This is a genomic window from Psychromonas sp. MME1, assembly GCF_041080865.1.
Taxonomy (GTDB): Bacteria; Pseudomonadota; Gammaproteobacteria; order Enterobacterales; family Psychromonadaceae; genus Psychromonas.
This window is the reverse complement of record NZ_CP160906.1, coordinates 908354-921855: the sequence shown is the minus strand read 5'-3', so window position 1 is coordinate 921855 and position 13502 is coordinate 908354. Positions and strand designations below refer to the sequence as shown.

General features: G+C 37.6%; 12 protein-coding genes, 1 tRNA gene and 2 pseudogenes. 5 read left to right on the top strand and 10 right to left on the bottom strand.

The window, feature by feature from the left end:
- Positions 1 to 88: 88 nt before the first annotated feature.
- Positions 89 to 970: pseudogene (ispA, locus tag AB2N10_RS04365) on the top strand ((2E,6E)-farnesyl diphosphate synthase); the annotation flags it as partial.
- Positions 971 to 1188: 218 nt separating this feature from the next.
- Positions 1189 to 3047: pseudogene (gene dxs, locus AB2N10_RS04360) on the top strand (1-deoxy-D-xylulose-5-phosphate synthase).
- A 16-nt stretch (positions 3048 to 3063) separates the two neighbouring features.
- Here dxs and AB2N10_RS04355 read toward each other — a convergent pair.
- The 7 genes from AB2N10_RS04355 to AB2N10_RS04325 form a co-directional block, all read right to left on the bottom strand.
- Entirely contained in the window at positions 3064 to 4611 is a 1548-nt protein-coding gene (locus tag AB2N10_RS04355) for an ABC transporter substrate-binding protein (protein WP_369434376.1), read from the bottom strand.
- A 13-nt stretch (positions 4612 to 4624) separates the two neighbouring features.
- On the bottom strand, positions 4625 to 5107 hold the full coding sequence (locus tag AB2N10_RS04350) for a phosphatidylglycerophosphatase A (protein ID WP_354625615.1): 483 nt from the start codon (positions 5105 to 5107) through the stop codon (positions 4625 to 4627).
- A gap of 10 nt (positions 5108 to 5117) precedes the next feature.
- Complete coding sequence (gene thiL / locus AB2N10_RS04345; RefSeq protein WP_354625614.1) at positions 5118 to 6110, bottom strand: thiamine-phosphate kinase; 993 nt, start codon at positions 6108 to 6110, stop codon at positions 5118 to 5120.
- On the bottom strand, positions 6110 to 6988 hold the full coding sequence (gene rluF, locus AB2N10_RS04340) for a 23S rRNA pseudouridine(2604) synthase RluF (RefSeq protein WP_354625613.1): 879 nt from the start codon (positions 6986 to 6988) through the stop codon (positions 6110 to 6112). The genes thiL and rluF overlap by 1 nt, the downstream gene beginning before the upstream one ends.
- 108 nt (positions 6989 to 7096) lie before the next feature.
- Positions 7097 to 7378 (bottom strand): hypothetical protein, encoded by a 282-nt coding sequence (locus tag AB2N10_RS04335; RefSeq protein WP_354625612.1) that lies wholly within the window; start codon positions 7376 to 7378, stop codon positions 7097 to 7099.
- Positions 7379 to 7573: 195 nt separating this feature from the next.
- Positions 7574 to 7659, bottom strand: a tRNA-Leu gene (locus tag AB2N10_RS04330).
- A gap of 172 nt (positions 7660 to 7831) precedes the next feature.
- Positions 7832 to 9001 carry an HD-GYP domain-containing protein gene (locus tag AB2N10_RS04325; RefSeq protein ID WP_354625611.1) on the bottom strand — a complete coding sequence of 390 codons (1170 nt, stop codon included), beginning with the start codon at positions 8999 to 9001 and terminating at the stop codon, positions 7832 to 7834.
- A 257-nt stretch (positions 9002 to 9258) separates the two neighbouring features.
- Here AB2N10_RS04325 and AB2N10_RS04320 point away from each other — a divergent pair, with 257 nt between their 5' ends.
- Positions 9259 to 9585, top strand: a complete 327-nt coding sequence (locus AB2N10_RS04320; RefSeq protein WP_369434375.1) for a hypothetical protein — start codon at positions 9259 to 9261, stop codon at positions 9583 to 9585.
- An 84-nt stretch (positions 9586 to 9669) separates the two neighbouring features.
- Here AB2N10_RS04320 and AB2N10_RS04315 read toward each other — a convergent pair whose 3' ends face one another.
- Entirely contained in the window at positions 9670 to 10374 is a 705-nt protein-coding gene (locus AB2N10_RS04315; RefSeq protein ID WP_354625609.1) for a DUF3581 domain-containing protein, read from the bottom strand.
- Positions 10375 to 10610: 236 nt separating this feature from the next.
- A complete protein-coding gene (locus AB2N10_RS04310) occupies positions 10611 to 11270 on the bottom strand; it encodes a 7-cyano-7-deazaguanine/7-aminomethyl-7-deazaguanine transporter (RefSeq protein WP_354625608.1) in 660 nt (219 codons plus the stop codon).
- A gap of 324 nt (positions 11271 to 11594) precedes the next feature.
- Here AB2N10_RS04310 and AB2N10_RS04305 point away from each other — a divergent pair, with 324 nt between their 5' ends.
- Positions 11595 to 12260 (top strand): Bax inhibitor-1/YccA family protein, encoded by a 666-nt coding sequence (locus tag AB2N10_RS04305; RefSeq protein ID WP_354625607.1) that lies wholly within the window; start codon positions 11595 to 11597, stop codon positions 12258 to 12260.
- 81 nt (positions 12261 to 12341) lie between these two features.
- Complete coding sequence (locus tag AB2N10_RS04300) at positions 12342 to 12926, top strand: GDSL-type esterase/lipase family protein (protein ID WP_354625606.1); 585 nt, start codon at positions 12342 to 12344, stop codon at positions 12924 to 12926.
- On the opposite strand, the gene AB2N10_RS04295 is transcribed toward AB2N10_RS04300, so the two are convergent.
- Positions 12883 to 13479, bottom strand: coding sequence for an FtsX-like permease family protein (locus tag AB2N10_RS04295; protein ID WP_369434374.1), 597 nt, complete (start codon positions 13477 to 13479; stop codon positions 12883 to 12885). The two genes, AB2N10_RS04300 and AB2N10_RS04295, sit on opposite strands and share 44 nt — an antisense overlap.
- Positions 13480 to 13502: the final 23 nt, after the last annotated feature.

The window sequence follows — 13502 nt, the reverse complement described above, 5'->3', positions numbered from 1 at the left end:
TTTATTGCCATTGCTATAACGACTCTGGTCACAGAATGATAGCAAGCTGAAATTTTTCAATTATATAAAAGTGAATATAGTAAAATCTATGATACAACTTGTTGAAATAAACACCCGTTATCAAAACCGTGTTAACTCACAACTAGAACATTATATTAACCAAAATGCTCCAATCTCTGCTCAATTAAACGAAGCAATGGCTTATGGCGCTTTACTGGGTGGCAAACGCATACGCCCTATTCTCGTTTATATCGTGGGTAATATGTTAGGAACTAAATTAACCACCTTAGATCCTATCGCCTGCGCCATAGAATGTATCCATGCATATTCGCTAATTCATGACGATTTACCAGCTATGGATGATGATGACTTGCGTCGAGGTAAACCCACTTGCCACAAAAAGTTTAATGATGCGACCGCTATTTTAGCTGGTGACGCACTACAAACATTGGCTTTTGATATATTATCTACAGCGAATGCTGGGCTCTCTGCACAAACACAGCTGACGATGATAAACCGGCTTGCCAAAGCTTCCGGTGATAATGGCATGTGCGCAGGTCAATCTTTAGACCTCCAAGCCGAAAATAAAAAAATTGACTTAACTGCCCTTGAAAAGATACACAATGCGAAGACCGGTGCTTTAATAATAGCAGCAGTAGAACTAGCTGCGCTAAGTAAAGTTGATTTACCATGTGAACACAGACAACTATTGCATAATTTTGCACGTGCGATTGGTTTAGCCTTTCAGGTACAGGATGATATTTTAGATATCACAGGTGATACTAAAACTCTCGGTAAACCGCAGGGATCGGATATTCAATTAAATAAATCGACCTACCCGGCCCTACTTGGCCTCGCAGGCGCAATAGAAAAATCAGAATATCTGTATCAAGAAGCACTTCATGCTTTAACGCAATTGCCCTATAATACTGAATTACTTGAATCCTTTGCTCAATATGTCATAAAGAGAGAATCGATAGGACCTATCCTAGTCCACCTTATGATGAACGGGGATATTAATACACTTTACTTACACTACTATACCTGTGATACCTCAATATGCCTCGTCACGTACTTGCTTGTATTTCAGCATGCTTTTCTTGCTGACTTTGCATATTGAAGTACCATGGGTATAATCAGCATTAATGCTTTCATCTTTTATCAAATTTATAAACGCGACGAATTATTATGCCTTTGGATTTAAAAAACTACCCTTTGCTTGCTAATATTAATTACCCCGAAGAGTTGCGTTTATTAAAAAAACAGCAACTCCCCGCCTTTTGTAATGAGTTACGCCAGTTTTTACTCAAAACAGTTAGCCAAAGCAGTGGACACTTAGCATCAGGGCTTGGTGTAGTAGAATTAACCGTGGCACTACACTATGTTTATCGTACCCCTTTTGACCACCTTATTTTTGATGTCGGCCATCAAGCCTACCCACATAAAATTTTAACGGGTCGTCGGGACCAAATGCATAGCATTCGCACCTTTAAAGGCTTACACCCTTTCCCATGGCGGGAAGAAAGCGAATATGATGTGCTCAGTGTTGGACATTCATCAACCTCTATTGGTGCTGCACTTGGAATGGCAATTGCGGCAGAAAAAGAACAACAAAATCGTAAGGTTGTTGCTATTATTGGTGATGGTGCAATTACCGCAGGAATGGCCTTTGAAGCATTAAATCATGCAGGTGCTCTGCATAATGATATGTTAGTAGTTCTCAATGATAATGAAATGTCTATCTCTGAAAATGTCGGTGCACTCAACAATCATCTCGCCAAAATCTTATCTGGCAATCTTTATACGCAATTACGCGAAGGTAGTAAAAAAGTCCTATCAACCATTCCCCCCATTAAAGAGTTCGCAAAACGAACAGAAGAACACCTAAAAGGAATGGTCTCCCCTGCCACTATCTTTGAAGAGTTCGGATTTAATTATATCGGTCCAATGGATGGGCATAATGTTATTGATTTAGTTGAAACATTAAGCAATATGCGTAACCATTCAGGGCCTCAATTTTTACACCTTATGACGAAAAAAGGGAAGGGCTATAAACAAGCGGAATTGGACCCTATCCGTTACCATGCGGTTCCAAAATTTACACCCGATCAAGAATTGCCAAAATCTGTTTCGAACACACCGACTTTCTCACAAATATTTGGAGAGTGGTTAAATGATATGGCAGATCAAGACGAAAAATTAACCGCTATCACTCCGGCGATGCGAGAAGGCTCTGGCATGGTTAGTTTCTCAAAAAAACATCCTGACAAATATTTTGATGTTGCCATTGCAGAACAACATGCTGTTACACTCGCTGCAGGTATGGCTATCGCAGGGTTACACCCTATTGTTGCAATATATTCCAGTTTTCTACAACGCGCCTATGATCAACTCATCCATGATGTTGCAATTCAAAATCTAGGTGTATTATTTGCGATTGACAGAGCAGGCATTGTCGGCCCAGATGGACCGACTCACCAAGGAGCATTCGATTTAAGTTTTCTACGCTGTATCCCTAATTTAGTTGTTATGACACCCTCCGATGAGCAAGAGTGCCGAGACATGCTATATACAGGCCACACACTTAATACACCTGCAGCGGTTCGTTACCCTCGTGGCGTTGGTGCCGGCGTACCTGTAAGTCAATCAATGCAAAAACTACCTATCGGTAAAGCAAAACGCATACGTGAAGGGGAAAAATTAGCCATTTTATGTTTTGGCACCTTACTGCAACAAGCATTACCTGTCGCTGAAAAATTAAATGCTACGCTCATTGATATGCGCTTTGTAAAACCCCTGGATAAGGTGCTACTCAAAGAGCTCAGTGATCATCATTCTCAGTTTGTAACTATTGAAGAAAATAGTATTGCGGGAGGCCAGGTTCCGCCGTAAATGAATACTTTATGGCTAATAAAATTATTTTACCCGTTTTAAACATTGGCATACCAGATCAATTTATTGAACAGGGAACCCAGCAACAAATTTACCATTTATTAAAACTAGATAGCGAAGGCATCACAGAGCAAATTCAGGCCTATTATAATTAATATATAGCAATTGCTATTATGGCTTATTTACTGTTAATAAATGCCAGTATGGGATACTGTTAATGGAAAATATGGATGCTAAATCATATTTATCATCACTGGCCCATACTGTATTTAAAAATAACAAAGGCATGATCCATTGTGATTCTTGACTTTGCTCAAACAGTGATATTTTACTGGCGAGTGTATTATCACTAAGCGATTCAGCAAACAGTGCGTCGATATATTGACTTAATGGGCTATCCGTAAATAAGTGTTGGTAAATGTTATCTCGATTTAACAACGGAAATTGCCATGAAGATAAAGTAAAGTCATAATCACCGGACATTGCGTTCCATTTTTGTAAATCCGAGACCTCTGTAATGGTCAGTTTAATAGACACTTTTTGCATCATATTTAATAAAGCACGGGCGATTTGTGCTGTATTACCCGCTTTATCGACTAACACTAATAAATGCAGCTCCGCTGGCATCGTTATTTTAGAAAAAATATTTCTCGCAGTTCTGGCATCATATTCAAGCAACTCTTTATTTTCTTTATCTCCTATATTTTGCTGCGCAGTAAAATAGGGTTTTACACTCCCTAGATTATTAACAATGTGCTTTAACATGCCCATTTTATTGATCGACAAAGCAACGGCATCTCTTGCAACTCGGCGTTTAAACACATTAGATCGTTTATCACTAATGGTTAAAAAAACAACTTCCGATGAAGATATTTCTACTAATTTTTTAGATGGGGCATGGCTAACGGTATCAATATCTTTTTTAGCCATCGATTCACATATATCAACATCTTCGGCAAGTAATGCATATAAACGAGAATTCGCTGAGTGTATCCTAATAAAATTAAAACCTGCAATTACATTAGTTTCCCCCCAATATTTATCATTACTAACGACACGTAGATGTAATAATGGATTATATTGGTTTATTTTATAGGGGCCTGAACCAGAAATAGGCAGTGTTTTACTATTAAAGTTGACGATATCTTGACTATTATTCATGGTGATATTATGTGATTCATAAAATGCATGGTCTAAAACAAAAAAATGCGCCAGATAATCTAATAATTGATCTTCAGACAAATCTGTATGTAGATCAAAGCTATGCTGATCGACTTTTTCTATCTTAAGGATACCTGTAAAAAAAGCTTTTGCATGAGGGGTTTTACGAATTTGATCAAGCGTCCAAATAACATCATCGCTACTTAATTTATTACCGGAATGAAAACTAATCTCTTTTTTTAAAAAAAAACGAATAACCCCGGGTTTTAGTAACAGCCAGCCACTCACTAAACGTTTTTCTAACTCTTTATGCGTAGACCAACGCACTAAGGGATCAAAAAATAAATGTGCATATTGAGCCTCTAAAGGAGACATTGCATAGGGAGAAAAATAAAGAGGAATATCTGCAACAGCAATCTGCACTTCGGGTGTACCGTTACCGACTGGGCTTTGTTGGATTTCGACTGTCGCTCCCCCGTCCCTTTCTTCCGCAAGCACATCATAAAAGAGAGAAGGGGCAGTAAAGATAACAACAAACTGAAATAACTGTAATAACAAGCGCAACATATAATTAATTATAGATATGAATGAGGTATTGTAATAGGACAGCGGCAAACACGCCCGCCAAAATATCATCAATCATAATACCGAGGCCACCATGGACTTTTTTATCTAACCAGGAAATAGGGTATGGTTTAACAATATCAAAAAAACGAAACAGAACAAACCCGACAATAGCCCATTTGATAGAAAAAGGCACCATAAACATCGTGATCCAATAACCAACAAATTCATCCCAGACAATCGCTTTATGATCATGTACCCCCATATCACGACTCGTAACCTGACAAATCCAAATACCGATGGCACTGCTTAGAATCAAAATTCCAATATATAATTCAACGGAGAGAAAAGATAAAAAATAGTAGATAGGCATTGCAGCTAAGGTGCCAAATGTTCCTGGCGCTTTTTTCGCTAACCCACTGCCAAATCCAACAGCAGTAAAATGAATAGGATTAGAAATTTTCAACCCATTTAAGTCATCACGTTTCATTATATTAACCTTATTTAAAATGATCCCAGCCTTGGGTCATAAAAGAGACTGATTTGTTATTTTCAAAGAGAGCGACCTGAGGAGATGTCGGTTCGGTTATCTCTCCGATAACTTTAACAGTGATATCATGCATTTCAGCTTTTTGCATTTGCATCGTTAATTGCGGCAATTTTTCACTAGCAATGGTAAAAAGTAACTCATAATCATCGCCCCCTGTTAAAGCATACTGAGAAGCTTGCTGACAATTTATCGCCCCCATATTAATCTCATTTCGCATTGCTGGTGAAAAGGGTAATTTATCAATATGAACATTGGCAGAGCAGTGTGAAGCTTGCAAAATGTGCTGTAAATCCTGTATTAATCCATCTGAAATATCAATACAACTACTCGCCAAAGAGCGCAATACAAGGCCCAGCTCTATACGAGGTTGCGTTATCTCCAATGCATCAATAAACAATTCAGGGCTACTCAGCGCACATTTTAATTGTTTAGCATCGAGACCTAATGCACCATCGCCTAAGTTGCCAGAAACACAGATAAGTTCACCCACACTGGCCTTATTACGCAGCAACGCTTGACCACGGGGGACAATACCTTTCACCGAAATTGTAATTGATAATGGGCCATGAGTCGTATCACCACCAATGAGGCTAACCCGATGTTGATTCGCTAATGTAAAAAAGCCTCGAGAAAACTCAGCAAGCCATTGCTCATTAACTTCCGGTAGGGTGATTGCTAAGGATACCCACTTAGGCGTAGCTCCCATCGCGGCTAAATCACTCAGATTTACTGCAAGCGCTTTATAACCCAATCTAAAGGGATCAACATCAGCAAAAAAATGCACATCACTAACCAGTGTATCCGTACTAACGGCCAATTGAAAACCATCTGGTACATCTAAAATAGCGCAATCATCACCAATCCCGACACAAACATCATTATCTACGAGGGCGACGTTATTTTTAAAATATTGCCCGATTAAATCAAATTCACTGATACTCATTAACGATTTAACTTTAATGTACGTTTACTCTTATCATTTGCAATAACACGCTTTTTTTTGTCATTAACAAAAATTTTTTTAGCACTCTTTTGCGGCTTTTCATGGTCACTATTGAACTGTTTTTTAGGTAAGGCAGTATCTAACGCTGTTTTTGAAGATGAAGCAACGGCTTGGTTAATTTCATCCATTTCATGTTCACTAAGATTACGCCATTGTCCCGGTTTTAATTTATCTAACTTGACGTTCATGATACGAGTGCGCTTTAATTTGGTCACTTCATATCCTAAATATTCACACATTCGGCGTATTTGCCGATTTAACCCCTGCGTTAATATAATAGTAAAAACAAAGCGACTCTGAACTTTAACGACACAGGGCTTAGTAATCGTATCAAGGATAGGAACGCCGCGCTGCATACGCTCAACAAATCGTTCACTTAGAGGTTTATCAACGGTCACTTGATACTCTTTGTCATGCGCATTTTCAGCACGCAATATTTTATTTACGATATCACCATCACTTGTTAAAAAAATTAATCCTTCCGACGGTTTATCTAAACGCCCGATGGGGAATATACGCTCTTTATGTTTCACCGCATCAATAATATTGCCATGTACATTACGCTCCGTGGTGCAGGTAATACCAATTGGTTTATTGTAGGCGATATAAATGCGATCTGATTTATTCTCTGCAACAGCTGATATGCATTTACCGTTAACTGTAACCACATCACCAACTTGGACTTTCGTCCCTAATTCCGGAATTTTTCCATTAATTTGAACACGTTGTTGCTCAATCAGTTTATCAGCCTCGCGACGAGAACAAAAACCCGAATCACTAATATATTTATTCAGTCGCTTTTCATTGCTTGTATGCAAAATAATTTCCCATTAATATCATAATTTGGCACTCAATTTTGCCACATTATACACTCACACATTGCAAATGCGAATCTCTACAACTTCAGTAAAAACAGTCCCTGTTGCTTATTCACTGCGCCATAATACGACCTTACATTGCGTGCAGGCGTGGTAAAATTTGAGCTTATCAGGATTCTCTTTTTCACTTTTCAACGGACGCTTTACGGTCTCGCTGCAACCACAATAATGACAGCATAACTCCCCGCTTTCATTTTGTGTTTTCTCCAACGCTTGGTATTCCTGAAAATCTGGCAATTTTTCCCAATCTGTTTTCGGTGCGGGTTTATTACGAACTAGTACAAAATAAACGATGGCTACAATCATAATAAGCGCAATATATTCAGTCATCACATTCCTTAATAAATTAATAATACCAAACCCTATAATTATCTACGCATTAATGCTTGTTAAAATAAACGCTACCTTATTTATTTTGCAATTATAGCAACAAGTTACAGCAATCAAGGAATGGTATAAGATGTTCTTGGTATAAATTTCAGGTAAAAAAAAAGCTCCAACATAAGTTGAAGCTTTCTCTTGAATTGGTGCCCGGAGCGAGACTTGAACTCGCACACCCATAAGGCGAGGGATTTTAAATCCCTTGTGTCTACCGATTCCACCATCCGGGCTAATTACTTTTTATCTTTCTAAGTAAGTGCGGCGTATTGTATAGAAGTTTTATTTCAGCGCAAGTGCTTAATATAAAATAATTTAATAAAATGGTTTGAGTGCTTATAAAAAGTACACCTACCCCCTCTATTGTCTATTTTAAAGGCATATTACGCATCATAGCCACTAGAATTAACCTTGATCTGCAAGAAACTCCATGACTAAAGCCATGTTTAAATCGAAGTCATCAACGCGCACACATTTAACAATCTGCTCATCTCGTATAGTCGATAAATCAATATCATTAGCAGCTTCAAATTGCTTAGGATGTAATTTATAAAATGGTTTAACCAAAGGACGAATGGGATCATCTGGATTACGACTAGCAACAACAGCCAGCCGATTAGAGTCTAATTGCACCACAGAGCCAACCGGATAGACGCCAATGCATTTAATAAATGAATCAACCAATTTTGCATCTAATTGGTTAGACTCAGCCAAAGCACGTAAAATGCCAAAGGCTTTAACCTGCGAGTAGCCTTCTTTGTAACAACGGTGCGACGTTAATGCATCAAAAATATCACAGATTGAAATCATGCGCCCATAGATGGATATATCTTTATCTGCAACACCATTAGGGTAACCTTCACCATTTAATTTCTCATGATGTAACGCTGCGACCTCCAAGCTTAACGCACTGATATTTGGAGTTTTTTTAATTATTTCAATGGAGTGGCTAGCATGACTTTTCATAATAGCAAACTCTTCTTCCGTTAATTTACCCGGTTTATCAAGAATTGCCGGAGGAATTTTAATTTTACCAACATCGTGTAAAAATGCACCAATGGCCAATTCTTTTACGATTGCTTTATCAATATTCATGCGGAAAGCAAAAATCGTCATTAACACGGCTACAGCAACGGAATGCTCTAATAAATATTCATCCTTAATGCGAATATTCAATACGCAGGCAAGCGCATCCGGGTTTTTAAAAATGATATCAATAGACTCATCAGTTATTTTTTGCACTGATGATAAATCTAACGGATTACCGTTTTCGGCATCATAAAATAATTTTTTTTGAATTTCTTTCGATTGATCAAACACCGCCTTCGCTTTTAAAACATCTTCCTTAAACAACTGTTGACGAGATTGTACCGGTGGCTTTTTATTTATGGCTCCACTGCGTTGTTTGCTAGTGTCGATAAGCACACGTTCAACACCTTTCAATTTTAAATACTCAATCGCCTTAGGGCTTTCGATCCAACCAACCTTTGCTAGATGAAATTTCCCTTTTGGTGTCGTAATATCAACGATATACATACCTATATCTAACTCGTCGACATGTTGCTCAATCATCATTCAACAGGATCCTCTGTTCATATACATCAAACCTAATTGTAACGACATAAAATATGTTTATCATCTATTAATGATTCAGTTAGTGTTAAGAGCGCCACTATTTATGAATATTATTGGCCTTTCTAGCGGCTAATCAGCCTGTTTTTATTAAACTAATGACATAACTTACAAAATGAACTGTAAGTATTAAAAAATATGCGACGAATTTAACATGATCATTTTTATCTGCTATACCTATATCCATGTTACCTCAATAAATGAGTGAGAAGCAGATGAATCGCTGGGATGATCAACATTTAACTTTAAGTCAAAAATTAAACACACTTAAAGATTTAACTGAAATCGAGAGGGGACCAATTATCAAAGAGGTTATGGCATTGTTAGCTAAATATCAGCCTAATTTACTTGATACGGAAAATGCATTTGATTTTCCACTTAATTTAAAACGACGTCGTTGGTATGACGATGATCCCTATCTATGGGCTATGTTTAATACTTTAAAATGTGCTAATAAAAATTCACTAACAAAAGTAGAACTGTTTCTTAGCAGTGCGTTGGCTAATCAACAAAAAATGATGGGTTAACTTTCATGGTTGGGGATATTGTTCATTCAAAAAAATAAATGTATTTTTTGAATGAACAATTGAGCACAATGATAGTTTTAACAATTAAAATGCTTCCCGACGCGCTTCATAAGCGTTTGAAAAGGCTGTAATTTGCTCATGGTCATAGGGCTTTAATCCAGCAATAACGATTGTTTTAACCCCCCTTCCAATAACTTTATCACCATCAAAAATATCAAAATTCAAAAAGTTATTAGCACGTTTAGGTAACACTTCAAAACTTGCATCGGATAGACTGACATGTAACGGATTAGTGAGCGATAAGGAATCAAACGCAAAGCTCATACTATTATACATCACTAAAGGTCTTGCAGGATTGAACATCACATCGTGTTTTTTCATTAATGGCATGAGTAATGTGGGGAAATTTTGTCCTGAAAAAAGCACATAATTTTTAATCAATGACCCGATTAGAGTCGGCTCTTGACTGTTCGCTCCCTGACGATTAATTTCTAATACACTTTTTCCTTGCTCATTGGTAATAATAATATCTTCACCAGCAACCTCAGGAAAAACCAACCCAACATTATCACCCACCATATTTGTAAAAGTAAAACTCATTGTTTCACTCAAACCATACTCTTGCAGAGCAAGTGCAAACAATAAGTCACCGGGAACACAAAAGCGCTTCGATTCGGGATCATGAATTGGATTGAAATCGCGACATTGTTGTTTAGCAAAATGACTTGCTTGCGTTGCAGATATCGTAATTACATTACCATTTTTCGTGTAATAAGGTGCTAATAACATTTAGATTCTCTTCAATAGCCAATTAGATTCAAAAAGCGAATTATAAGCAGTTAATCGAAAAATGGTACCATTATTGCCAATACATTAATTAACAGATGCTAAATAAATACCTAAACGATTGTTTTGTTTTAATTAAAATTCAGTCTAATAAATATGATTGCGACGATCCCATATTGACAACTTCAACAAACCGTTCAGTCGCATCAAAATCCTCGTTCATTTAGCCACAAATGGTTTTAAACTGTTTGATTTGATACTGGCGATTGAATTATTTTTTGCTCGAGTATTTTTAACAATACCCCATAGGCTGGCAAAAATAACCCAAGGCTAACAATTAACTTAAACACATAATCGACTGTTGCAATTTCCGGCCAGTGTTGCGCCATAAACATATCGCTTGAAGCATAAAATGCAACGCCAAAAAAGACGACCGTATCAACTAAATTTCCGACAATAGTCGACATAGATGGCGCAACCCACCAAGCCCCTATTTTACGTAATTTAGCAAAGACAGTAATATCCATTAACTGACCAACTAAATAAGCAGTAAAACTAGCAAAGGCGATACGAAAAACAAAATCATTAAATTCAGCGAGTGCAGCAACACCTTGAAAACCACCCTGATTAAATACAACACCCATTACATAGGAGATACACAATGCGGGAAACATTGACTTTAAAATTATCTCTCGAGCCGTTTTTTTACCTAAAATACGAACGCTTAGATCCGTTGCTAAATAGACAAATGGAAAGCTAAAAGCACCCCATGTGGTATGGAAGCCATAAATTTGAAAAGGAAGTTGAACTAAATAGTTACTAACACAAATTATTATAATTTGAAAAGCAACGAGGACAACTAATGCACGGCTCATTTGCTGTGTGGTTAACATTAACATATTGTGACCTTTTTAATTAAATAGTGCGGGGTGAGGGAACCCGCTTGAAATTTTATTGATTAACTACCAGTTTTGTCGAAATATTATCAAACATTAAACTTTCCCGATGGAACCCTAATCGGGGGCGGCATTATACCCATACATCTCCTAAATGCAAAGTCAGCAGGAAAATTTCATACTTGTATAATAGTGTATCTATTGACTATAAAGGTAATTGTTTGCTATACAGATAGTTACAGAACTAAACATGCACCTAAAAGCGATACAATAATAATTGTCCCTATAGGTGCACTACCGTTTATTTAACATTATCTTGGAGATCATATGAATTCACCCATGTTTAACACACAAACAGAGACTCAGGGACGCAGCATCTCTATTAACAGAGTGTTAAGAAATACTTATGTTTTGCTGGCAATGACACTAACGGTGTCAGCTGTTACAGCAACGATTGCAACCATCATGAATATTGGCCCAACTTTCTCTTTAATATTAATGCTTGTCGGTTTCGCTTTACTATTTGTTGTTTCTAAAACAGCAGACTCTAGTAAAGGACTGTTTTGGGTATTTATGTTTACCGGGGTGATGGGCGCCTCTTTAGGTAATATGCTTAACCATTACATGGCAATGGAAAATGGCCCTGCATTAATCATGCAGGCGTTAGGTTCAACTGCACTTATTTTCTTTGCTTTATCTGCCTACGTATTAACTTCACGTAAAGATTTTTCTTTTATGGGTGGTTTTCTTATGGCGGGTATGATCGTTGTGCTAATTGCAATGATTGCCAACTTTTTCTTTGCGATTCCAATGATGCAAGTGGTCATTAGCAGTGTCGTGGTGCTCATTATGTCTGGCTTTATTTTGTTTGATACTAGCCGCATTATTCACGGTGGTGAAACAAACTACATACGCGCAACCGTCTCTTTATATTTAAATCTATTCAATATATTTATCCATCTTCTTACTATATTGGGACTTTCTGACGACTAACCCGTTTGATACCGCCTATAACGCTCTGTTCTAGGCGGTTTTTTTACTAACTATTATTTTCCCCCATAGTGATTCCATGGCATGTTACAGCAACTAAATCCTCTACAACCCATTCTTTCATTTGGTGACAGTTTAACTTTTGGTTATCCCGCCTCCCCCCATCAAAGCTACCCCGCACAACTAAGTAAGTTAATTAACCGTGACGTTATTAATGCAGGTGTGAACGGTGAATTAAGCGGGACAGGACGACTTAGGCTAGAAAGGCTATTAGATAGATATGAACCACAGTTATTGCTTTTGTGCCACGGTGCAAATGATATGCTACAACAACGCAGTTTAGATGAAATGGTAGATAATTTACGCGCAATGATCGCACTTGCACAAGCGCGTGATATTCAAGTTGTATTACTAGCAATCCCGAATACCCTGCAATTATTAGCTCCCATTAAACAGTATCAATACGTTGCATCAGAGATGGCTATTCACATTGATACCACTATTTTTACAACAATATTAAAACAACCCTCATTGCTCAGTGATGCCATACATCCCAATGCATTGGGCTACCAAAAGCTAGCCCAAGCAATAGCGCAACTACTTACCAACAGGGTGCAATTTAAGGCTAGTGACTATACCCTAGCTCTTGTGCCGGTTTTATATTACTAGCTCGCCAGGCAGGATAAATAGTCGCTAACACACTCATCACAAAGGCTAACAGTGTAATAATTATTACTTGATTATAATTTATTTGTGAAGGTAAAAAGTCGATAAAGTAGATATCACCCGATAAAAACTTATGGCCCAATAACGCTTCTAAGTGGGTAATCAACTCTGTTAAATTAAGCGCAATATAAATCCCCATCATAGCGCCTAATAAACAACCAACAAAACCATTAAAAGCCCCCTGCACGATAAATATGAAACGCAACGTCCACTTGCCAGCCCCCATGGTTTTCAAAATAGCAATATCACCACGTTTCTCATTAACAGCCATCACTAATGTCGACACGATATTGAAACAAGCGACCGCAACCACCAGCAATAAAATGATATACATTAACGATTTCACCATTTGGATATCTTGGTATAGATAACCTTGACTGGTTATCCAGCTTTTAATATATAAATAATTATCAAGACTGTAGCCAACACTACGCGCGATACTTTGTGCCTTTAATACATCATTAACCTTAAAGGCAATTGCATTAGCGCTATCCATTGACAGTATTTTTTGAGCGTCAC